The organism is Actinophytocola sp. (assembly GCF_035762905.1).
Lineage (GTDB): Bacteria > Actinomycetota > Actinomycetes > Mycobacteriales > Pseudonocardiaceae > DASYTH01.
In genome coordinates, this window is record NZ_DASUCC010000056.1 from 20,290 (window position 1) to 41,377 (window position 21,088).

At 71.9% G+C, this 21,088-nt stretch carries 19 protein-coding genes; 16 read left to right on the forward strand and 3 right to left on the reverse strand.

Annotated elements, in window-relative coordinates; genetic code table 11:
- The first annotated feature begins 108 nt into the window (after positions 1 to 108).
- Genes VFV67_RS10190 through VFV67_RS10210 form a run of 5 tightly spaced genes read left to right on the forward strand, consistent with a single transcriptional unit; the run spans position 109 to position 5,208 of the window.
- Positions 109 to 1,446, forward strand: coding sequence for a sugar ABC transporter substrate-binding protein (locus VFV67_RS10190; protein WP_326469060.1), 1,338 nt, complete (start codon positions 109 to 111; stop codon positions 1,444 to 1,446).
- Complete coding sequence (locus tag VFV67_RS10195) at positions 1,443 to 2,402, forward strand: sugar ABC transporter permease (RefSeq protein WP_326469061.1); 960 nt, start codon at positions 1,443 to 1,445, stop codon at positions 2,400 to 2,402. The genes VFV67_RS10190 and VFV67_RS10195 overlap by 4 nt, the downstream gene beginning before the upstream one ends.
- Positions 2,399 to 3,262, forward strand: coding sequence for a carbohydrate ABC transporter permease (locus VFV67_RS10200; RefSeq protein ID WP_326469062.1), 864 nt, complete (start codon positions 2,399 to 2,401; stop codon positions 3,260 to 3,262). The genes VFV67_RS10195 and VFV67_RS10200 overlap by 4 nt, the downstream gene beginning before the upstream one ends.
- Positions 3,259 to 4,347: a Gfo/Idh/MocA family oxidoreductase gene (locus VFV67_RS10205; protein ID WP_326469064.1), complete on the forward strand. Its 1,089-nt coding sequence runs from the start codon at positions 3,259 to 3,261 to the stop codon at positions 4,345 to 4,347. Before VFV67_RS10200 ends, VFV67_RS10205 begins: the two co-directional genes overlap by 4 nt.
- Before the next feature lie 21 nt (positions 4,348 to 4,368).
- Positions 4,369 to 5,208, forward strand: coding sequence for a sugar phosphate isomerase/epimerase family protein (locus VFV67_RS10210; protein ID WP_326469066.1), 840 nt, complete (start codon positions 4,369 to 4,371; stop codon positions 5,206 to 5,208).
- On the opposite strand, the gene VFV67_RS10215 is transcribed toward VFV67_RS10210, so the two are convergent.
- Complete coding sequence (locus VFV67_RS10215; RefSeq protein ID WP_326469068.1) at positions 5,205 to 9,596, reverse strand: HAD-IC family P-type ATPase; 4,392 nt, start codon at positions 9,594 to 9,596, stop codon at positions 5,205 to 5,207. The two genes, VFV67_RS10210 and VFV67_RS10215, sit on opposite strands and share 4 nt — an antisense overlap.
- A gap of 124 nt (positions 9,597 to 9,720) precedes the next feature.
- On the opposite strand from VFV67_RS10215, the gene VFV67_RS10220 reads away from it, so the two are divergent.
- The 7 genes from VFV67_RS10220 (at position 9,721) to VFV67_RS10250 (ending at position 16,119) form a co-directional block, all read left to right on the forward strand.
- Positions 9,721 to 11,241 carry an FAD-dependent oxidoreductase gene (locus VFV67_RS10220; protein ID WP_326469069.1) on the forward strand — a complete coding sequence of 507 codons (1,521 nt, stop codon included), beginning with the start codon at positions 9,721 to 9,723 and terminating at the stop codon, positions 11,239 to 11,241.
- Positions 11,242 to 11,244: 3 nt separating this feature from the next.
- A complete protein-coding gene (locus tag VFV67_RS10225) occupies positions 11,245 to 11,622 on the forward strand; it encodes a VOC family protein (protein ID WP_326469071.1) in 378 nt (125 codons plus the stop codon).
- Positions 11,623 to 11,711: 89 nt separating this feature from the next.
- Positions 11,712 to 12,638 carry an ABC transporter ATP-binding protein gene (locus tag VFV67_RS10230; RefSeq protein WP_326469072.1) on the forward strand — a complete coding sequence of 309 codons (927 nt, stop codon included), beginning with the start codon at positions 11,712 to 11,714 and terminating at the stop codon, positions 12,636 to 12,638.
- The gene (locus VFV67_RS10235) at positions 12,628 to 13,500 is read left to right on the forward strand and encodes a hypothetical protein (RefSeq protein ID WP_326469074.1); all 873 of its coding nucleotides are present in this window, start codon (positions 12,628 to 12,630) and stop codon (positions 13,498 to 13,500) included. The genes VFV67_RS10230 and VFV67_RS10235 overlap by 11 nt, the downstream gene beginning before the upstream one ends.
- Positions 13,497 to 14,417, forward strand: a complete 921-nt coding sequence (locus tag VFV67_RS10240) for an ABC transporter ATP-binding protein (RefSeq protein ID WP_326469075.1) — start codon at positions 13,497 to 13,499, stop codon at positions 14,415 to 14,417. The genes VFV67_RS10235 and VFV67_RS10240 overlap by 4 nt, the downstream gene beginning before the upstream one ends.
- Positions 14,414 to 15,127: an ABC transporter permease gene (locus VFV67_RS10245; protein WP_326469076.1), complete on the forward strand. Its 714-nt coding sequence runs from the start codon at positions 14,414 to 14,416 to the stop codon at positions 15,125 to 15,127. Before VFV67_RS10240 ends, VFV67_RS10245 begins: the two co-directional genes overlap by 4 nt.
- Positions 15,128 to 15,159: 32 nt before the next feature.
- Positions 15,160 to 16,119, forward strand: coding sequence for a fibronectin type III domain-containing protein (locus VFV67_RS10250; protein WP_326469077.1), 960 nt, complete (start codon positions 15,160 to 15,162; stop codon positions 16,117 to 16,119).
- A 103-nt stretch (positions 16,120 to 16,222) separates the two neighbouring features.
- On the opposite strand, the gene VFV67_RS10255 is transcribed toward VFV67_RS10250, so the two are convergent.
- Positions 16,223 to 17,770 carry an amidohydrolase gene (locus VFV67_RS10255; protein ID WP_326469078.1) on the reverse strand — a complete coding sequence of 516 codons (1,548 nt, stop codon included), beginning with the start codon at positions 17,768 to 17,770 and terminating at the stop codon, positions 16,223 to 16,225.
- A 137-nt stretch (positions 17,771 to 17,907) separates the two neighbouring features.
- On the opposite strand from VFV67_RS10255, the gene VFV67_RS10260 reads away from it, so the two are divergent.
- Complete coding sequence (locus VFV67_RS10260; RefSeq protein ID WP_326469079.1) at positions 17,908 to 18,210, forward strand: DUF1905 domain-containing protein; 303 nt, start codon at positions 17,908 to 17,910, stop codon at positions 18,208 to 18,210.
- An 11-nt stretch (positions 18,211 to 18,221) separates the two neighbouring features.
- Positions 18,222 to 19,031, forward strand: a complete 810-nt coding sequence (locus tag VFV67_RS10265; RefSeq protein WP_326469080.1) for a putative protein N(5)-glutamine methyltransferase — start codon at positions 18,222 to 18,224, stop codon at positions 19,029 to 19,031.
- Here VFV67_RS10265 and VFV67_RS10270 read toward each other — a convergent pair.
- Positions 19,017 to 20,255: an XRE family transcriptional regulator gene (locus VFV67_RS10270; RefSeq protein WP_326469081.1), complete on the reverse strand. Its 1,239-nt coding sequence runs from the start codon at positions 20,253 to 20,255 to the stop codon at positions 19,017 to 19,019. The genes VFV67_RS10265 and VFV67_RS10270 overlap by 15 nt on opposite strands.
- A gap of 239 nt (positions 20,256 to 20,494) precedes the next feature.
- Between VFV67_RS10270 and VFV67_RS10275 the strand changes: the two genes are divergently transcribed.
- Both VFV67_RS10275 and VFV67_RS10280 read left to right on the forward strand, forming a co-directional pair.
- The gene (locus VFV67_RS10275; protein ID WP_326469082.1) at positions 20,495 to 20,851 is read left to right on the forward strand and encodes a hypothetical protein; all 357 of its coding nucleotides are present in this window, start codon (positions 20,495 to 20,497) and stop codon (positions 20,849 to 20,851) included.
- Between the two features lie 104 nt (positions 20,852 to 20,955).
- The gene (locus VFV67_RS10280) at positions 20,956 to 21,087 is read left to right on the forward strand and encodes a hypothetical protein (RefSeq protein ID WP_326469084.1); all 132 of its coding nucleotides are present in this window, start codon (positions 20,956 to 20,958) and stop codon (positions 21,085 to 21,087) included.
- Position 21,088 lies beyond the last annotated feature (1 nt).

The following is a 21,088-nucleotide window of genomic DNA, read 5'->3' on the forward strand; positions in this document are numbered from 1 at the left end:
AGGCAAGCATGGTTGGCAAAGAATGGCAAACGATTGCCACCCGATTTTTCCCGCTGTTAGCGTCGATGCGCCAAGCGGAGGCAATGCTGCTCGACGAGGAGTGGGCATATGACAGCGAAACGCACCCTCATGGCACTGGTCGGCGCGGCCGTTCTCACCGCCTGCGGCTCCGACGGTGGCGGCTCGGACTCCGGCTCCGGCACGCTAAACGGTGCCGGGCAGACGCTCACCGTGTTGCTCGGGGTCAACACCGTCTTCCCCGAGCAGCAACGGAAATGGTTCGCCGACGTCTCCGCCGCCTTCGAACGGGAGACCGGCGCGAAGGTGCAGTTCGAGACGTTCGCCAGCCCCAACGACGAGCTCACCCGGATCCAGACCTCGGTGCTGTCCGGGCAGGGTCCGGACGTCTACGGGCTCGGCACCACGTTCACGCCGACCGCGTACGCCACCAAGGCCTTCCTCGAACTGTCCGCGGACGACTGGGCGAAGGTCGGCGGCCGGGACCGCTTCCTGCCGGCCACGCTGGGCATCTCCGGCCCGGACGACCGGCACGAGGTCGGCATCCCGTTCGTCAGCCGGCCGTTCGTCATGGCCTACAACAGGGATCTGCTCGCCAAGGCGGGGATCGACAAGCCGGCCGACAGTTGGGACGGCCTGCGCGCCCAGGCCAAGCAGCTCACCTCGGGCGACGTCTACGGCCTCGCCATCGGCTACGCGGACAGCTTCGACCCGTGGAAGTTCGTCTGGGCGATGAGCGTGCAGGCCGGAAACCCGTTGGTGGACGGGGACAAGGCGCGGATCGACGACGACACGACGCAGACCGCCTACCGCACCTACCTTGGCTGGCTGGCCACCGACCACGTGGTCGACCCGGCCGCCGTCGGCTGGAAGAACGCGCAGGCGATCGCGGCATTCGGCGCGGGGAAGGCGGCGTTCCTGCCGATGGTGTCGGCCAGCTCCAAGGTGACGCTGGACAAGTCGGCCGTCGCCGGCAAATACGGCTACGTCGTCATGCCGACGATTCCGCCCGGTGCCACGAAGTTGCCCGACGGCGGCAAGGCCGCCACCAGCATCCTGTCCGGGGACAACCTGGTGGTGGCGAACTACACCAGGAACAAGGACCTGGCGCTCGCGCTGGTGAAGATGCTCACCGGTGCTCAGACGCAGCGCGCCTACTACCAGACGTTCGGCGAGCTGCCGGCCAATGCCGAGGAGGCCAAGACGTTGCAGGCCGACCCGGCGCTGGCGGCGCTGGTCGAGTCGGCCGGCAAGTCGGTCGGCACGCCGTTCACCGGTGCGTGGAGCCAGATCCAGCTCGCGCTGGTGAACGTGGTGGTGCAGTCGGTGCCGGACCTGTCGGCCGGGCGGCTGGACGACGGCCGGCTGGACTCGCTGATCGGCGCGGCCCAGTCCGCCGCGCAGTCCGCGCTGGACAAGGAGAAGTGACCACCTCGACCCCGGTGCGGCGGTCTCGGGCCGGCGCGCGGCCGCCGGGTGCGGCCGGCCCACCCCGGCCGCGGACCCGGGCCGGGCCGCAGCGCCGGCCACTGTGGATGTTGCTGCCCGGCGGCGTGCTGCTGGTCGCCGTGATCGCGGTGCCGTTGCTGGTCGCGGTCCTCATCTCGTTGCTGGAGCTGGACCAGTACACGTTCCGGCAGTGGACCGGCGCGCCGCTGGTCGGCCTTGGCAACTACCTCGCCGCGTGGCGGGAAACCGCGCTCGGCCACGCGGTCACGGTCAGCCTCGGTTACTCGGCCATCGTCACCGCGGTGATCACGCCGATGGGTGTGGCCGCCGCGCTGGCCACGCAGAACCGGTTCCGCGGCCGGGGGTTGGTCCGGTCGGTGTTCCTGATTCCGTACGTGCTGCCGGCATTCGTCGTCGGCACCGTGTGGCGGATCATCCTGCAACCGGACGGGGTGGCCAACTCCTTGTTGGGCTTGGGAAACGAGTTGTGGCTCAACGGTCCGAAGAGCTTCTGGGCGCTGGTGATCGTGCAGATCTGGAGCTCATGGCCGCTGGTCTACCTGCTCGTACTCGCCGGGCTGCAGTCGGTCGATCCGGTGGCGCACGAGGCCGCCGCCCTGGACGGCGCCGGCTGCTGGACGAAGCTGCGTTACGTGATCTTCCCGTACCTGCGCGGGTCGATCGCGCTCGGCGTGATCATCTCGTTCCTGCACAACGTCAACAACTTCACGTTGCCGTTCGTGCTGTTCGGGGTGCCGAGCCCGCACGACGTCGAGGTACTTCCGGTGCTGACCTACGTGGAGACCTTCCAGAACTTCCAGTTCGGGCTGAGCGCGGCGATGGCCGTGCTCTCCCTGCTGCTGATCTCCGTGCCGCTCGCCGTGTACCTGCGCGCGGTGCGGCTGGACACCGCCGAGGAGGGCCGGACGGCATGAGCACCAGCAACGAGGTGCACCGGCTGCTGCCCCGGCCGGTGCAGGCCCTGGTGATCATCGTGCTGCTGGCGCTCGTGCTTGGCCCGGTGCTGTACATGGTGCTCGCCTCGGTCGGCTCGGATCTGTCGGTCGCGGCCGGGGCGGTCCTGCCGGACGCCCTGCACCTGGACAACTACCTGCGCATCTGGTCCACAGTGGACCTCGGCGGCGGCCTGGTGAACAGCCTCCTCGTGGCCGGCGCGATCGCGGCGCTGTGCGCGTTCGTGTCGGTGGGCAGCGCGTACGTGTTGGTGCGGCACGCCTTCCGTGGCCGGCTGACCATCCTGCGCGCACTGCTGGCGTTGCAGAGCATCCCGGGCACACTGCTGCTGCTGCCGGTGTTCGTGCTGTTCTCCAGCCTGGCCACCGTGCTCGGCGTGCAGATCATCGGAACCCGGTGGGGGCTTGGCATCACCTACCTGACCTTCGCGCTTCCGTTCTCCACCTGGGTGATGGTCACCTATCTGCGCGGGCTGGCACCCGAGCTGGACGAGGCGGCGCGCATCGACGGGGCGTCCTCCTGGCGGATCCTCACCCGGATCGTGCTGCCGCTGAGCTGGCCCGGCCTGGTCGTCTCCGGCATCTTCGCCTTCCTGCTCGGCTGGAACGACGTGCTGTTCGCCTCCGTGATGACCAACGCGGACACCCGAACCGCGGCGGTGGCGCTGCAGGTGTTCGGTGCGACCCAGGAGGGCGGCGCCATCCCGGTGTACGGGCAGCTGATGGCGGCGTCGATGCTGTGCGCGGCGCCGGTCGTGCTGCTCTACCTAGTCTTCCAGCGATACCTGGTGGACGGTCTGACGGCGGGAGGGGTCAAGTGATCCGGGTCGCGATCGTCGGGTGCGGGATCATCGGACGCAACCACGCCGCCGCGATCCTGCGGCATCCCCGGCTGACCATCAGCACCGTCGTCGACCCGGTCGCCGAGGCCCGTGACCGCATGGCGGCCCAGGTGTCCGGCCACACCGGCGGCCCGCCGCCGGTGGCACACGCGACGCTGGCCGCCGCGCTGGCCGAGGCGGTGGACCTGGTCGCGATCTGCACGCCGTCCGGGTTGCACGGCGGCGCCGCCGAGCAGGTCGTCACGGCCGGCCGGCATCTGGCGATCGAGAAGCCGGTCGAGGTGTCGCTGCCGCGGGCGCGGCGGCTGGCCCGGCTGGCCGCCGAGGCCGAGTCGCGGGGGCTGGTCTGCTCGGTGATCAGCCAGCACCGGTTCGACCCGGCCAGCGCCGCCGTCAAGCTGGCCGTGGTGGACGGCAGGCTCGGCCGGCTCACCTCGGCGGTGGCGACCGTGCCGTGGTGGCGCGGCCAGGACTACTACGACTCCGCGCAGTGGCGCGGAACCTGGGCGTTCGACGGTGGCGGCGCGGTGCTGAACCAGGGCGTGCACACGGTCGACCTGCTGGTGTGGCTGCTCGGCCGGCCGCAGGACGTGTTCGCCTACACCGCCCGGCTCGCGCACGAGCGCATCGAGGTGGAGGACGTCGCGGTGGCGGCGATCCGGTTCGGTTCCGGCGCGCTCGCCGCGCTGCACGCCACCACCGGCGCCTATCCCGGTCTGCCGGCCCGGATCGCGGTGCACGGCTCGCTCGGCTCGGCCGTCATCCACGATGACCAACTCGAGTTCTTCGGCGCCGGCCCGGACGGTGCGGCCGCCGCGGTCCCGGCCGGCGAGCGGTACGGCGCGGCGAAGCCGGAAGACGGCTTCGTGCTGGGACATCTGCGGCAGTACGCCGACATCGTGGCCGCGATCGAGGCGGGCCGCCCGGCCAGCATCGGCGTGCACGACGGCCTGGTCGCCCTGGCCGTGGTCAGGGCCATCTACCTGTCGGCGACCCTCGGCCGCCCGATCCCCATCGACCACGTCCTGCAGGGCGGCTACGACCAGGTGCCGGTGACGGTGTGAGCCGGAAAGCGGTGAAATAGCATGCGGTTCTCGGTCTTCACGGCGTCCACTCCGGACTGGACCCCCGCCGAGACGGCGGCCGTGCTGGCCGACCAGGGTTGGGACGGCGTGGAATGGCGGGTCACCGACCAGGACGACGCCCCGGAACCCGGGTTCTGGAAGGGAAACCGGGCGACGTGGCCGCTCACCGGGCTCGAGTCGGCGCTACCGGCGATGGCCCGCGTCACCCGGGAGGCGGGCCTGGCCGTCTCCGGGATCGGCGGCTACGCGCCGGTGTCCGCCCGGGCCGACGTCGAGCGTCTGCTGGCCGCGACGGCGACCCTGGGGGCGCAGCGGTTGCGGGTGATCATGCCGGCGCTCGGCACCGGGCACTACCGGGAGCTGTTCACGGCGGCCCGCGACGACCTGGCCTGGGTCGCCGAGCGGGCCGCCGTCCACGGGGTGCGGGCCGTCGTCGAGTTGCACCACCGCACGATCGTCGCCTCGGCCTCCGCCGCGATCCGGTTGGTGGACGGGTTGAGCCCCGCGTGCGTCGGCGTGATCCACGACCTGGGCAACCTGGTGATCGAGGGGCAGGAGGACTATCTGGCCGCGTTTCAGATGCTTGGCGACTATCTCGCGCACGTGCACGTGAAGAACGCGGTGTGGCGGGCGGTGGGACCGGGCCAGGACGGGTCGACCCGGTGGCGCGAGGAGTGGGCGCCGCTGCGCGACGGGCAGGCCGACGTGGCCGGCTACTTCGAAGCGTTGCGGGCACACGGTTACGACGGCTGGGTGACGGTCGAGGACTTCTCGACCGTGCTGCCGCTTGAGCGGCGGTTGCGGGAGAACCTGGCGTATCTGCGCCGGGTGTCGGCCTAGGTCGGCCCAGGGTTCGGCGCGATTCGGGAGCCGATGGTCGCGCCGGCCACGGTGGCGGCGGTGGCGCTGGACAGGGCGATGGTCCAGGCCAGTGGGCCGAGCGGGGTGCAGCCGAAGAACTGGCTCACCCCGGGGGTTTGGATGATGCCGGCGAGCAGCGCGGCGGAGCCGAGGCCGGCGGCGAGCACGGTGCGGTCCCGGCCGCCGGCGATGAGCGTCTGGCCGAGTTGGGTGCCGACCAGGGCGGCCAGGGCGACCGTGCCGGCGCGGCGCGGGCGGCCGGTGAACCGGGCCAGGGTCCAGGCGGTGGTGGCGGCCAGCGTGGTGGTGCCGGCCCGGGTGGCCATGTCGCGGGTCAGGGCGGCGCCGAGCGAGCTGCTCGGGCCCTCGCGGAGCAGGTCGGTGCCGGCGCCCGGGTGGCGCAGCGCGATGGCCATGGCCGGGGCCAGGTCGGTGAGCAGGTTGACCAGCAGCAGTTGGCGGGCGGTGAGCGGGGACCGGCCGGTGATCAGCGAGCCGAGCACGGTGAAGCCGATCTCGCCAAGGTTGCCGCCGAGCAGGATGCCGAGTGCCTCGCGCACCGACACCCACATGGCGCGGCCCTCGACCAGCGCGTTGATGATGGTCTCCAGCCGGTCGTCGGTGACCACCAGGTCGGCGGCGGCGCGGGCGGCGGGGGTGCCGCGCTTGCCGAGCGCGATGCCCACGTCGGCGAGCCGGATCGCCGGGGCGTCGTTGGCGCCGTCGCCGGTCATCGCCACCACCCGGCCGTGCCGCTGGTAGGCCTGGATGATCCGGACCTTCTGCGCCGGGCTGCACCGGGCGATCACGTCGACCCCGGCGAGCGCGTCGGCCAGCCGGTCGTCGTCCAGGTCGTCGATCTCGGCGCCGGTGAGCACGGTGACCTCGCCGTTCTGCCCGGTCACCCGTTCCGCGACGGCCTCGCCGGTGGCCGGGTGATCGCCGGTGATCATGACCATCCGGACGCCGGCCTCGCGTAGCGCGGTCGCGGCGGGCGCGGCGCTGTCCCGGACCGGGTCGGCCAGCGCGACGAACCCGAGCAGACCCAGGTCGCGCACGGCCTCATCGGAGGGCTCCGCCGCGGTGTCCAGCTCGCGCTCGGCCACGGCGAGCACCCGGTGCCCGGCGGCGGCGAGCTCGGCCACCCGGTCCGCCAGCCGCCGGCGGGCGGCCTCGTCGATCGGGTGCCGGGAACCGTTGCACAGGTGCCGGGTGGCCCGCGGCAGGATCACCTCGGGTGCGCCCTTGACGGACAGCACCGTGCGCCGGCCGGTCCGTCCGACGGTGGCGTGGTAGCCGCGGCTGGGCTCGAACGGCACCGAGTCCGTGTCGCGCCAGCCGGTGCCGACGCCGACCCCGGCCCGGCGGGCGCCCTCGACGATGGCCCGGTCGGTCTGGTGCGGCAGCTCGGCCGGATCCTCGGCACCCGGGGTCGCCCGCAGCGCCGCGGCCAGCACCCGGCGCCGCCGCTGGTCCAACTTCGTCGCCGGGACGGCGGTTTCCCCATCGTCGACCAGGCTCACCGACAGCCGGCCCTCGGTGAGCGTGCCGGTCTTGTCGAAGCACAGCACGTCCACCCGGCCCAGTGCCTCGATGGTCCGCGGGTTGCGCACCATCGCGCCGTGCTCGGCCAGCCGCCGGGCGGCGGCCAGCTGCGCGGCGTTGACCAGGAACGGCAGGCCCTCCGGAACCGAGGCCACCGCGAGGTTGACCGCGGCGCCAAGGCTCTGCCGCAGTGGGATGCCGCGAACCAGCCCGGCACCGGCGACCGCGGCGGCCGAGCCGGCGGCCACCGGCAGGATGCGCCGGGTCAGCTCGGCGAGCCGGGCCTCCACGCCGGTGGCCGGCGCCGCGCGCCGGGCCGCGGCCATGCCCCGGCCCACCTCGGTCGCGTCGCCGGTGGCCACCACCACCGCGACCGCCCGGCCGACCGCCACCGTAGTGCCCTCGTAGAGCATGGAGGCGCGCTCGGCGATCTCGGCCGCCACCACCGGGGCCGGGTCCTTGGCCGCCGGCAGCGACTCGCCGGTCAGCGAGGACTCGTCCACCTCGACGCCGTCGGCCTCGAGCAGCCGGCAGTCGGCCGGCACCACGTCGCCGGACTCGAGCACCACCACGTCCCCGATCACCAGCTGGTTGGCGCCGATCCGGTGCGGTGCGCCGGACCGGCGCACGGTCGCCGCCACCGCGGAGCGCTCCAGCAGGCTGGCCAGCGCCCGTTCGGTGTGCACCTGCTGCAGGCTGCCGATCAGTGCGGAGAGCCCGATCAGGCCGGTGACCAGCACGGCGTCGGTCGGTGAGCCCACCGACGCCGAGATCGCCGCGCCCGCGGCCAGCACCGGGGTCAGCGGGTTGGCCAACTCGGCCAGGAACGTGCGGACCAGGCTGGCGCTGGCCGGGCCGGCACCGTCCGTACCACCGGTGCGGCGGCGCCGGACCTCCTGCTCCGGCAGGCCGTCGATGGCCGAGCGGACCCGGTCGAGCACGACGTTCGGCGGCATCAGGTGCCAGGGGGTGGCACCGCCGCCGGCCGGGGCGGGGGAGTACCGGCCCAGGCCGCGAGCCCGCAGGAAGCCGTCGACGAAGCCGATCGCGGCGCCGGCGTTGACCGCGCGCAGCGCCGATCCGGCCGGCCGGGCCCGGGCGCCGAGGGCGTTCACCGCGCCGATGCCGCTGACCGCGAGCGCCACCCGGGTTCCGTCGTCGGTCACCCGCCGGGCCACGCCGGTCGCCGCGACGATCAGTGCCGCGGTCTCCAGGTCCGCTCCGACCAGCAGGTGCGCGCCCCACGGCGGCGGGTCGCCGGCCGGGTGCACGCCGATGCCACAGTCCGCCGAGCCGAGCGCGCGGCGGTCGGCGGACAGCAGCGCCACCACGTGCCCGTCGGCCTGCAGCCCGCGCACCGCGCCGACCAGGCCCGCCGGGCCGTCACCGGTCGGCAGCAGGTCGTCGGCGAAGCCGAACCGGTTGTGCTCCCGCGCCTGCGCCACCAGTACCCGTAGCCCCACGTCGTGTGCCGCGGCGGCGACCGTCTCGATGCCCGGCGCGGTCTCCTCGTCGATGGCCAGAAGGGCCTGCAGCCGACGACCGCGGGCGAGACCGAGCAGTTCGGCCGCGCCGCGCCGGTGTAGCCGCTGCCGCTCACGGGCACCCTTGCGGCCGGTCAGGTCCAGCTTGGCCAGTGGTCCGAGCACCCAGTCGCCGTCCCGCCGCACCGCCATCGGGTCCGTCTCATTGAACAACTGAAAGGCTCGCTCGGCCAGCTCGGTGGGGTCGCCGTCTGGCAGCGGGACCAGGTCGGCGAGCAGCCAGCGGCCGGTGCCCAGCACCCGGGCGTCCAGCACCAGCACGTCGAGGCGGTCCAGACCGCGCAGCACGGACCGGTCCATCACCAGCGCACCCCGGCGGGCCAGCAGCACGCCGAGCCGGGCGGCGAACGCCGCGGCCGCCGCACCGGGGGCCTTGGGCAAGGAGGCCAGTCCGAGCGCGATGGCCTTGCGCGCTCCGGCGAACGGCAGCGCCGCGACCCCGGCCGCGGCACCCGCGGTCAGGGACCGCCGGGCGTACCGGTCGGCCGGGGATCCGGGCAGCGGGCGGGGCCGCTCGACCACCACCGGGTCCGCGGCGGCGTGCTCGGGTCCGGGGATCAGCTCGGACTCGGCCCGGCACCAGGCCCGCGCGTGGGCCCGGGCCTCGTGCCATTGCACGGTCCGCTGACCGATGTCCAGCATGGTGCCCTCGCCTCGGGCCGCCAGGCCCTGGACCAGCGCCGCCGCCATCGAGGTGGTGCTGTCCGCGCGTTCCGGTCCACCCAGCCGCCGCTCGGCCAGCCGGCGCAGGTCCGGGTGCAGGTCGAGCGCCGCGACCAGACCGGCCAGCTCGGCCGGCAACGGCGCCCACGGCGCGATCCGGTTGATCGTGGCGAGCAGCAGGCCCAGCCCGTCCACCGCGAGCGTGGGCAGTAGCCGGGTGCGCGCGGGGCCGTCGGCCGGGTGGTGCAGCTCCTCCTCGGCGGTGCGTTCCTCGGGGCTGGCCGGCTCCGTCTCGCCCCGCGCAACCAGGCGGATCAGCTCCGAACGCCGGGGCGCCGGATCGTGCACCGCGATGATCACCCGCGAGCTGGGCGCGTTCACCCTGGCCCAATGCACCCCGGGGTGATCGTTCAGCGCCCGCTCGATCCGGCGTGCGACCCGTTCGCCGCGCGGGCCGTGCACGCCGTGCACCTCCACGTACAACCGTCCCGGACAGGTCCACACGCGACGCCGGGGCCCGTTCTCCAGCGCGGTCAGGGCCAGACCGGCCAGCCCTCGACTCAACCGGGTGACCGCGCTGACCGGGCCGGGGAACCGCACGCCGAGCAACTCCATGACGGCGGCTTCCCCGCTTTGCCATCCGGCGAAACCGAGACGTCGCGGGCGTGCGGGGGTTCAACTGGTCGGGGTGCGCCCCGCTCACCATGTGTAAGGCCGAAGGCGCTGGGTAGCCACGATCATGACGACGACGACCGCGCGACAGTCGCTGTGGCTGGCAGACTCCGGCGCCGGGGTGGACTATCCCGCGCTCGCCGGGGCGGTGACCGTGGACGTGGCGGTGGTCGGCGCCGGCATCACCGGGCTGACCACCGCGCTGCTGCTGAACCGGGCCGGTCTGCGGGTGGCCGTGCTGGAGGCCGGCCGGGTCGGGCACGGCGCCAGCGGCAACAACACCGCGAAGGTCAGCGCCCTGCAGGCGACGGTCTACTCGGAACTGATCAGGCGGCACGGGGTGGCCGCGGCGGCCGGATATGCCGAGGCCAACCTGGCCGGCGTGGCGACACTGGCCGAAATCGTGGAGCAGGAGGGCATCGACTGTGCCCTGGAGCGCCGGCCGGCGCTCACCTACGCCATCTCCGAGTCCGAGCGGGACACCGTCGCGGCCGAGTTCGAGGCGGCCCGGCGGGCCGGGCTTGCCGTCGTCCAGGACTCCGACGGCGCCGGTCTGCCGCTCCCGACCTATGGCTCGGTACGGCTGGCCGACCAGTTGGCCATTCATCCGGTGCGCTACCTGCGTGGGCTCGCGGCCGCGGTGCACGGCGACCGGAGCCGGGTGTACGAGGACAGCCGGGTGCTCGAGGTGCGGGCCGGCGGCACATCCACGGTGCGGACCGCGGGGGGAACCGTGCGGGCGGAGTGGATCGTGATCGCCACCCACGCCCCGATGCTGGACCGCGGCCTGTACTTCGCCCGGCTCAAGGCGATGCGGTCGTACTGCGTGGCGGCCCGGCTGCGTTCCGGCCGCCCGCCGGTCGGGCTGGCGATCAATGCCGGCGACCCGGTGCGGTCGATCGCGTCCGCCGGTGACCTGCTGATCATCGGGGGACAGGGCCATCCCGCGGGCGAACGCGGCGTGGACGCGGGACGCTACCTGGCGTTGGAGTCGTTCGCGCGCAAGCACTGGGACGTTGCCGAGATCACCCACCGGTGGTCGGCACAGGACCTTTACGCCTACGACGGCCTACCGATGATCGGTTCGTACACCCCCGGCTCGCGCAATGTGTTCGTGGCCACCGGCTACCGGAAGTGGGGACTGGCCACGGCCACCGCGGCGGCCATGCTGCTCAGGGATTCCCTTACCGGCCAGAGCAATCCGTGGACCGCCCTGTTCGCTCCGCACCGGCTGAGCCTGCGCGATCTGCCGGAGTTGGCCCGGCTCAACGGAAAGGTGGCGGTGGACCTGGTCGGCGACCGGCTGCGCCCGGCCGAGGTGTCCGATCCGGCGGACGTTCCGCGCGGCGAGGCGCGTGTGCTGCGGGACGGCGTCGGGCAGACCGGGGTGTACCGCGACGAGCAGGGCGGGCTGCACGCGGTGTCGTTGCGGTGCACGCATCTGGGCTGCCTACTTCGGTTCAACGGCGCCGAGTCCAGTTGGGACTGTCCGTGCCACGGCTCGCGGTTCGACGTCGACGGTGCGGTGCTCGAAGGCCCGGCCACCCGGCCATTGCGGCGCAGGACGCTGTCGGACGAGGAGGCATGACCGATGGCGGTTCGGTTCGCGCAGTGGACGCTGGACGTGCAGGACCCCGAGCTGATGGCGGACTTCTGGTCCCAGGCCCTCGGGTTCAAGGCCGACCGCGGCGAGGACGGCTCGGTGATGCTGTACCCGCCGGCCGGTGCTCCGCCGGACGTGCCCAACCTGTGGTTGCAGAACACCGGTGGACCCAAGCGGGGCAAGAACCGCAACCATCCCGACCTGCGGCCGGTGGACGGCGACGTCGATGGTGAGGTCGAGCGGCTGATCGGGCTCGGTGCCCGGCGCACCGACGTCGGGCAGACCGGAACCGAGGGGTTCGTGGTGCTCGCCGACCCCGAGGGCAACGAGTTCTGCGTGCTGCGGCACGAGCCACACGGCCGATGAAGGCGATCACCCGAGGCGACCCCTAGGGGTGCGGAATCAGGGTTGACGCTGGATGCGGCGGCTGGGGTGTGGCCGTACCGTCTCTCTCCGTGGTGGTCATCGAGACGGATGCGCTGGAGAAGCGCTACGAGGGTGGCGTGACGGCGCTGGCCGGGCTGAGCGTGGGAATCGAACCGGGGATCGTGGGGTTGGTCGGGGCCAACGGGGCCGGGAAGAGCACGCTGATCAAGCTTGCGCTCGGGCTGCTCAGCCCGACCGGGGGCGCGATCCGGGTGCTGGGGCTGGATCCGGTGACCGAGGCGTCGGCGGTGCGGGCCAGGGTCGGGTACATGCCCGAGCACGACTGCCTGCCGCCGGACGTCTCGGCCGCCGAGCTGATCACGCACCTGGCCAGGATCTCCGGGCTACCGGCGCCGACCGCGCGGGAACGGGCCTCGGAGACCCTGCGGCACGTCGGCATGTACGAGGAGCGGTACCGCCAGATCGGCGGCTACTCGACCGGAATGCGGCAGCGGGTCAAGCTCGCCCAGGCATTGGTGCACGACCCGGAGTTGCTCCTGCTGGACGAGCCGACCAACGGGCTGGATCCGGAGGGCCGCCGGGCGATGCTGGCCCTGGTGCACCGGATCGGCACCGAGTTCGGGATCTCGGTGCTGGTGTGCTCGCACCTGCTCGGCGAGATCGAACGGATCTGCACCTCGCTGGTGGCCATCGACGCCGGTCGTCTGCTCCGCTCGGCTTCGCTGTCGGCCATGACCCGCCAGCAGGACGTGCTGATGGTCGAGGTGGACGAGGACGCCGGACCGCTGGCCGACCGGCTCGCCGAGGCCGGGTTGACGGTTCGCCGGGCCGAGCGTGGGCTGCTGGTCGAGCTGGACGGGGACCGGACCTACGACCTCATCCGGGACGCGGTCGCCCACCTCGAGCTGTCCCTGCACCGGATGCAGCGGCGCCGCAACCAGGTGGCCGACCTGTTCCGTGACCTGAAACCGGTTGAGGAGAACCATGTCGGGTAACGCTCCCGCGGGTGTCGGCGGAGTCATCCACGACATCGGATACCAGCGCTACACCGGCGCCCGGCTGGGCCGCGGCTACGCCGCACGCTCACTGTGGACCTACAGTCTGCGCACCGCATACGGGCTCGGGCGCACCGCCAAGGCGAAGATCCTGCCGCTCGGGCTGTTCACGCTGGCCTGCATCGCGTCGGTGGTTCTGGTGATGGTCAACACCCAGTCGCCGGAACCGGTGCTGAGCTACGTCGGCCTGGTCGCCACGTTCTCTTACGCGGCAACGGTTTTCGCGGCGATCGTCGGGCCGGAGCTGGTGTCGAGGGATCTGCGCAACAAGGTGCTCGCCCTGTATCTGTCCCGGCCGATCCACCGGTCGGACTACGCGCTGGCGAAGCTGGCCGCACTGGCCACCGCGGTGTTCGTCCTGTTCACCGGGCCGATGCTGATCATGTTCGTCGGCATGGCGTTCAACACCAGCACGGGCCTTTCCGGAGTCCTGGACGAGATCGGCGGCCTGCTCGCCGGGCTCGCCGCCGCGGTGATCCACTCGGCGGTGTTCGCGGCGCTGGCCCTGCCGCTGGCCGCGCTGACCGGCCGCCGGATGTTCGGCACCGGCCTGATCATGGCCGTCTTCCTGCTCTCGGCGCCGGTGTCCGGTGCGGTCCGGGCACTCGACGACGGCGCGCTCGGCCAACTCGCCGGCCTGCTCGATCCGGTCAGCCTGGTCAACGGGGTGGACCGGTGGCTGTTCGGCGAGGGACTCGTGCAGACCGGGCCGTACGGCGCGGTGTACGGCCTTGCCGCGCTGGCACTGATCGCCGCCGGCACCGCCGCCCTACTGTGGCGCTACCGGAAGGTGAAGGCATGAAGACAACCACAGTGGAGCTTGCGTCGGTTTCGCGTTGGTACGGCAACGTGGTCGCGGTCAACGACGTGACGCTGACCGTGGGTCCCGGGGTGACCGGGCTGCTCGGGCCGAACGGCGCCGGCAAGACCACCGTGCTGCACATGATCGCCGGCCTGCTGCGCCCGTCCCAGGGCACGCTCACCGTCGGGGCGGCGCCGAGCTGGCGCAACCCCGACGTGTACCGCCGGCTCGGTCTGGTCACCGAACACGAAGGGGTGCCGGGGTTCCTCACCGCGTGGGAGTTCGTGCACGCCAGCGCGACGCTGCACCGGCTGCCGAACCCGGCGGCGGCGACCCGGCGCGCGCTGGACATCGTGGAGCTCTCCGACGTCGAGCGCCGGCGGATCTCCACCTACTCCAAGGGGATGCGGCAGCGGACCCGGTTGGCCGCCGCGCTGGTGCACGATCCCGAGGTGCTGGTGCTGGACGAGCCGTTCAACGGCATGGATCCCCGGCAGCGGCTGCACATGATGGACCTGCTGCACCGGATGGCCGGCGACGGCCGGACCATCCTGTTCAGCTCGCACATCCTCGAGGAGGTCGAGCAGCTCTCCGGCACCGTGCAGGTGATCGTCGCCGGCCGGCTCGCCGCGTCCGGGGACTACCGGCACATCCGCCGGTTGATGACCACCCGGCCGCACGTCTTCGTCATCGAGTCCTCGGACGACCGGCGGCTCGGAACCGTGCTGATGCACCAGCCATCGGTGTCCGGGGTCGAGTTGGTCGCCGACACGGGCCTGCAGGTGCGAGCCAACGACTACGGCACGTTCACCCGGGCCCTGGCCAAGGCGGCCAGGGACGCGGACATCCGGCTGACCGGCGTGCTGCCTTCCGACGAGTCCCTCGAGGACGTGTTCTCCTACCTGGTGGGGCAATGAACCTGACGATCGCCACGTTGACCGCCCGGGCGCTGTTCGGCCGCAGGCGGGTGCTGTTGCTGTTGCCGATGCCGGCGGTGCTGATCACGCTGACCCTGATCGCGAACGGGAGCCCGGAGCCGGTCGCCGAGTGGGGTCCGATCGTGTTCGGTCAGCTCGGTCTCGGCGTGATCCTCCCGCTCACCGCGCTGATCATCGGCAGCGGCGTGCTCGGCTTGGAGATCGAGGACGGCACGATCACCCATCTGCTCACCAAACCGTTGCCTCGTCAGGAGATCGTGCTGGCCAAGCTGGCCGTCGCCTGGGCCGTCTGCACGTGGGCCGCCGCCGTGCCGATCGCGGTCGCCGGACTGCTCGTCGGGTCGGCCGGCCTTGCCGCCGGCCTGTTGCTCGGCGCCGCGGTGGGCGCGCTGGCCTACTCGGCGGTGTTCGTCGCGCTGAGCCTGATGAGCCGCCGCCCGGTCGCGGTCGGGCTGGTCTACATCATCCTGTGGGAGAACCTGCTGACCGGCTTCGTCGACGGCACCCGGGTGCTGAGCATCCGGGAGTACGCGGCGGCCATCGCCGAGTGGATCGGCGGGACCGGTTGGTTGCCGGCACACCTGGCACCGGTCACCGCCATCGTGCTGGCGGCGGTGATCGCCGTCGGCGGCACGATGGCCGCGACCGCCCGGCTGCGCTCCTTCTCCCTCGCCGGGGAGACGAGCTGAACCGGGGACAACTGGCCGGCGTAGAAGTCCGCATGATCCGTCACCGAAACTTGCGGGTGGTCACCGTGCTGGCCACCACTGTGCTCTGTGTGTCCGTCTCGCTGGGAACCTCCCCCGTGGCCGCCGCCGACACGACGGCTCCGCCGACGGCGACGATGCCGCGAGTCGTGAACGTCTCCGCGTCGCAGGTCGTGCTCAACTGGACACCCGGTCAGCTGACCGAACCGACCAGATGGCGGGTGTTCCGCAACGGCGTGCTGGCCAAGACCTCGGTCGGCAGTTCGTACACGGACGCGAACCTGACGCCGGGCGCCTGGTACTCCTACACCGTCGTGTCGGTCGACCTGGCCGGCAACGCCTCCGCGCCGACGCGGACGCTGACCGTGCAGACCCGCGGGCCGGGGGTGCGGCCGGGCGGGCCGCGCGAGCTGGTGGCCACCGACGTGGATCCGGGCCGGGTGACGCTGTCGTTCACGGTGCCTGACGACGACTTCGACGTGTCCGGTTACCAGGTGTTCGACGGGTCGGTGCTGGTTGCCCGCACGTGGGCGTCGTCGTGGACCGGGCTGCCGGCGACCGTTGCGGTCCGGCAGCTGGCCCCGGGCTCGGCGCACGCCTTCTCGGTGGCGGCCGTGCGGACGACGTTGTCGGCGCCGACCAACACGGTTGCGGTGACCACGCCGGCCAGTTCCGACGGCTCGGCTCCCACTTCGCCGTCGGGTCTACAGGTGACCGAGGACCGGTACGGCTGTGCGTTCGCCGACATCCGTTGGCAGCCCGCGACGGACGACACCGACCCCACGGCGGAGTTGGACTACGAGGTCACCGTCGACGGCGCGCCGGCGGCGACGGTGCGCGGCCAGACCCAGGTGGACGCCGTGTCGGTGGCCGTCGGCAGCAACACGGTGTCGGTGCGCGCGGTCGACGCCAGCGGCAACGGGTCGGCGGTGACGTCGACCCAGCACGTCGTCGACCCGTCCTGCACGGAGTAGGCCTTCAGGGTTGGCCGAACATCAACTGCACACCAGTTACCCGGAGATGTCAACGACACATTCGGCCCATTTTCGGCCGCATGGAAAGGGATTCTTGATCCTTTTATGGAGTTTGGCCGGGTGGATAGGCGACCGCGCCCTCGAAGGTGATCCTTCCGTTGGTCACGGTCAGCATGCGGGTCGCCGAGGCGATGCGGTCGCGCGGGATGCTGCGCAGGTTTTCCCGCAGCACGACCAGATCCGCGTAGTTGCCCACCTCGATGTCGCCGCGGTCGCGCTCCTCGAAGCTGGCGAAGGCGCAGTCGGAGGTGATCAGGCGCAGGCCGTCGTCGACCGTGACATCCTCGCGCGGCAGGAAGCCGCCGGGCGGGTTGCCGTCGAATTCGCGCCGGGTGACCGAGCGTTGCAGGCCCCACAACGGATCCAGCACCTCGATGTTGAAGTCGGTGCCGCCGGCCAGCGGCACCCCGCGTCGGAGCATGGTGTCCCACCGGTAGGACTCGCGGCGGGTGCGGCGTTCGCCCAACGCGTTGGCGGCGAAGTAGTGGTCCGAGGTCGGGAAGCTGAGCTGGATGCTGCCGATCACGCCGCGGTCGGCCATCCGGTCCAGCAGGTCGTCGCCGGCCACCTGGACGTGCTCGAGACACCAGCGGTCCCGCCGGGTGACCCCGGCCCGGTCGTAGGCGTTGAGCATGGTCTGCACGCCGAGATCGCCGATGGCGTGCGCGGTGATGTTGAAGCCGAGCTCCTGCGCCCGGGCCACGTCGGCATCGGCCCGTTGCTGGGCCAGGAACAGCACGCCGTTGGGCAGGTCCCAGTCGTACGGGTCGTCGTGGTACGGCCGGCGCAGGGCACAGGTGCGCGGGCCGAGCCAGCCGTCGGCGTACATCTTGACGCCGAGGATCTTCACCCACTCGTTGCCGAACCCGGTCCGCCAGCCCAGCTGCGCGGCGCGCTCGATGCCGCCCCAGCGCACCCGGATCAGGTGCCGCACCTTGAGCCGCCCCTCGTCGGCCAACTGCAGCAACGCGTCGACCACCCGCAGGTCGGTCAGCCCGGCCTCCACCACCGTGCTGACCCCCTGCTTGGCCGCCTCGTCCTGCATGCGCAGGATGCCGTTCTTGAGCGCCTCGGTGACCACGCCGTGCCGGAAGTCGTCGGCGGGGCTGCGGCCCTGGTTGAACGTGTCGATGTGGCGCTGGCCGACCGCCCGCCGGCCCTCGAACGCCGCCTCCTCGTCGTGCCCGTCCCACCGCGGCCGGTACGCCTCGGCTGCGGCGTCGGCATCGGCCTGGTTGAGCAGATGGGTGTGCTGGTCCCGGAACCCGGGTGCCACGAACGCGCCGCGCAGATCGATCACCCGGGTCCGCTTTCCCGCCCAGGCAAGCACATCCCGATTGGATCCGACCGCCACGATGCGCTGGCCGAGCACCGCGACCCCGGTGACCCCGCGCCGGTGCCGGTGCCGCCGCCCGGTCCACACGATTCCGGAATGCAGAACGAGATCCGCGGCCGCACCCTCGGCCGCCGCCGTGCCGGTGGGCGCGGCGACCGCCGAGCCCAGGGCGCCGGCCCCGATCAGTTGCAGGACCCGGCGCCGCTCCATCTCGAATCCGGGGGACGACTCCGGTCCAAGGAACTCGTTCGTCATGCCACTTCCTCCCACCCGGCCGGGCAACCGAACCGACCGTACCGCCGCGCAGCGTCGCCGGGCAGTCACAAACAGCGAGCATGGCCCGGGGTTATGGCCGTGCCCCGGCCGGTCGTGCCCTGTGTGATGCTGGTGCGGTGGTGGTCGATTTCGAGGCCGAGTTGTGGATCTGGGACGCCCGGCGCGCCGACAGCTGGACCTTCGTCAGCCTGCCCGCAGAGTGCTCCGCGGAGATCCGCGAGCGGACCGGCGGTCAGCGGCGGGGGTTCGGCTCGGTGCGGGTGCGGGCGACGCTCGGCGGCAGCACCTGGACGACCTCGATCTTCCCGGACGGCGCCCGGGGTTGCTATGTGCTGCCGATCAAGCGCACCGTCCGCAGGGCCGAGGCCCTCGACGCCGGTGACATCGCTCCGGTGACCGTCGAGCTCGTCGACCTGTGACACCGGCCTCGATGTCCGATGTCGTGGCCAGGCTGCGGGCGGCCGGTTGTGTGTTCGCCGAGGACGAGGCGCGGCTGCTGGCCGGCGCCGCCCGGTCCCCGGCCGACCTGGACGCCATGGTGCGGCGCCGGGTCGAGGGTGAACCGCTCGAGGTCATCGTGGGCTGGGCGGAGTTCCACGGCCTGCGGATCGCGGTCGACGCCGGGGTGTTCGTGCCGCGCAGGCGCACGGCGTTCCTGGTCCAGCAGGCGGTCGGGCTGGCTCGCCCTGGTTCCGTCGTCGTCGACCTGTGCTGCGGCACCGGCGCGCTCGGTGCCGGGGTCGCCGCCGCGGTCGAGGGGGTGGAACTGCACGCGTCGGACATCGAGCCGGCCGCGGTCCGCTGCGCCCGCCGAAACCTCGCCGCGTTCGGCGGCCGGGTGCACCATGGCGACCTCTACGACCCGCTCCCCGCCACCCTGCGCGGCCGGGTCGACCTCCTGGTCGCCAACGCCCCGTACGTCCCGTCCGGCGAGATCGCCACCATGCCACCGGAAGCCCGCGACCATGAACCCCGGGTGGCGCTCGACGGCGGCCCGGACGGCGTGGATGTCCACCGCCGCATCGCTGCCGGTGCCGCACCCTGGCTCGCGGCCGGCGGCCACCTGCTCATCGAGACCGGCGCGGACCAGGCCCCCCGGACCGCCGCCGCCATGACCACCCACGGCCTGGATCCCCGCATCGTCAGCTCCGCGGACCTGCACTGCACCGTGGTGATCGGAACGAACGGTCCGGTTCTCCCTACCTGTCCTGGCGTGGTGGAACGGTCAGCCACCGACTGACAACTGCTGGCGCCGCATCTGCTCAAAGGCATCCCTGAGTTCGGCAGCTTCCGGCAACTGCTTTGCCTCAACCGCATGGATCACCTCAGCCGCGCGCCAGTGGTTCGACGGCACCACCCGGCCGGACGAGATGGCTTGGTTGGCGGCATGGCAGGCCTCATCGAGCCGGTTGGTCACCAACAAGGCCAGCGCCAGGTCAAGATTGGCGGCAGCCATCCGGCGCGGCCACTTGCCATTGCTTTCAGTCGGTTCGAGCCGGGTGATGATTTCCCGGGCATAACTTTCCGCGGCCGGGTCGCCGACCCACGCCAACGTCGTGGCGACGTAGGCAACGGACTTGTCCGGGTCGTAGCGGTAGTGGTGCTCGGGCCGGTCGGGCCGCCGCAACGGCGACACCAACTTGTCGACGCGATCGATCGCGTCGTACGTCTCGCGTGGTCGATGCAACCGTGCCCAGGCCCGGCCTTCCTGAGCGGTGGCTTGGATGGCTACCGAACTACCAGCAGGGGCCAACTCTTGTGCGGCATGGGAGAGCTGCAAAGCGCGGCGGTAATCGCCCTCGGTCAGCATCCGCCAGGCGTCGGTCTCAAAACACCAGGCCCGAATTTCGGCGTGATCGACCTGCTTGGCCAAGTTCGCCGCTGTGCGCAACCGCGCCGTGGCAGCGGCCAGTTGCTTGAGATCGACATGAACGGTGGCAGCGAGAAGGGACAGCCAGCCGCCAACCACGATCAGGCGCTTGCGCTCGTTCAGGGTCATGCGGCTGTCCATCAGTGCACCGACATACGCCAGGTGATGCCGGAGCCGAGCCAGCAGTCCGGTCGGAGGAGTCACCGGGTACGCCATTGCCAGGTCGTCGAAAGCCTGCTCAAGGCGGGTCAGCGTCTCGGCTCCCACGTCGCTGGCAGCCACCCGCCGTGCCAGTTCGACGGCCGCCACTTCATCATCGGCGGTCGCCGTCGGCATTACCCGGAAATCGTCGGCCTTGGCGCGGATGGCAGCCAGGTCGCTTGAACGGGCGGCCGCCTGCTGCTCGTGCTTGGCCGCTTCGAGCCGGCGGTATGCGGTGAGGAGCTGCCCGCCCGCCTCCGTCACACGGTCGGCACCAACCCAGAAGGCTTCACCGGCCCGCGCTCGGCCCTTCTCGATGTGGGACACCGTCGTCCGGTCGAGGTAGGTGGCGGCTGCGAGCTGCCCCTGCGTGACTGCTCTTTCCCTGGCCATCTCATCCAGACTGCTCGATGTCGCTCCGCCTGCCGTACTGCCCAGCGTAACCGCAGGTGACAACCCGTGTGGCAGGGGTAGACACCTGGTTACCCACCCGCCCTCCACCGGGGTTTGGTGATGTCCATGGCACCCAGCGCCGCACTCTCCCGGCATGGCCGCCTCCCGGCGGCCGTTCTTACCGGCGCTGGGTGCCACCCCGACAGCGGCAGCGAAGGTCCGGGCTTCGGTTGTGAATCATGGACGAGCTGTCGGTAGCCCTGACGCTTGTGGTGTCGCTGGTCTTCGGGCTGGTGGTGGCGGTCTCGTTCTTGATCGTTAGCGTGCGGCGGGACCGCAGACTGCACGCGATGCGGCAACACGCCAGAGCAGAACAGACCGCTGGTGGACGCATCGAGGACTACCGCCGGCCAGGCCATCTGTTCCGCGGCCATGGCGAGGCCATCACCGTGACCGAACTGCTGGAGGAAGCCATCGAACGCGGCGAAGGCATCCGGCTCAACTGGCCGACTGACGACCTGCACGCCAGCCCGATACGGACAGACGAGCAGGGGCAGTTTCCGACGGTGATATTGCCGAGGGTTGGTGACGGCTAGCACCTGTCGGCAAACGTCCAGCCGCTACATGGGCTAGGAGCGAAGGTCAGTCCGGTGGGCATTTTGAGTGGTATCGCTCGCCGACGACCACGGGGGTTGGCTTCGTGCTGGCGGCGCTCTTCGGAATCTGTTCGACGAAGTCGGTCGCCGTCGAGCCGAACCGGCCGGAGGCCGGCGCCGCAGGCGGCGGCCTCCGGCCGGTTTCGCTGGTGGCTGTGCCGATGCGGGCGGAGTAGA

Coding starts and splice junctions, on each gene's coding strand:
- VFV67_RS10265 (WP_326469080.1), top strand. CDS start 18,222: ATGTCCGATGTCGTGGCCAGGCTGCGGGCGGCCGGTTGTGTGTTCGCC.
- VFV67_RS10270 (WP_326469081.1), bottom strand. CDS start 20,255: ATGGCCAGGGAAAGAGCAGTCACGCAGGGGCAGCTCGCAGCCGCCACC.
- VFV67_RS10275 (WP_326469082.1), top strand. CDS start 20,495: ATGGACGAGCTGTCGGTAGCCCTGACGCTTGTGGTGTCGCTGGTCTTC.
- VFV67_RS10220 (WP_326469069.1), top strand. CDS start 9,721: ATGACGACGACGACCGCGCGACAGTCGCTGTGGCTGGCAGACTCCGGC.
- VFV67_RS10200 (WP_326469062.1), top strand. CDS start 2,399: ATGAGCACCAGCAACGAGGTGCACCGGCTGCTGCCCCGGCCGGTGCAG.
- VFV67_RS10245 (WP_326469076.1), top strand. CDS start 14,414: ATGAACCTGACGATCGCCACGTTGACCGCCCGGGCGCTGTTCGGCCGC.
- VFV67_RS10250 (WP_326469077.1), top strand. CDS start 15,160: ATGATCCGTCACCGAAACTTGCGGGTGGTCACCGTGCTGGCCACCACT.
- VFV67_RS10235 (WP_326469074.1), top strand. CDS start 12,628: ATGTCGGGTAACGCTCCCGCGGGTGTCGGCGGAGTCATCCACGACATC.
- VFV67_RS10190 (WP_326469060.1), top strand. CDS start 109: ATGACAGCGAAACGCACCCTCATGGCACTGGTCGGCGCGGCCGTTCTC.
- VFV67_RS10240 (WP_326469075.1), top strand. CDS start 13,497: ATGAAGACAACCACAGTGGAGCTTGCGTCGGTTTCGCGTTGGTACGGC.
- VFV67_RS10210 (WP_326469066.1), top strand. CDS start 4,369: ATGCGGTTCTCGGTCTTCACGGCGTCCACTCCGGACTGGACCCCCGCC.
- VFV67_RS10215 (WP_326469068.1), bottom strand. CDS start 9,596: ATGGAGTTGCTCGGCGTGCGGTTCCCCGGCCCGGTCAGCGCGGTCACC.
- VFV67_RS10225 (WP_326469071.1), top strand. CDS start 11,245: ATGGCGGTTCGGTTCGCGCAGTGGACGCTGGACGTGCAGGACCCCGAG.
- VFV67_RS10255 (WP_326469078.1), bottom strand. CDS start 17,770: ATGACGAACGAGTTCCTTGGACCGGAGTCGTCCCCCGGATTCGAGATG.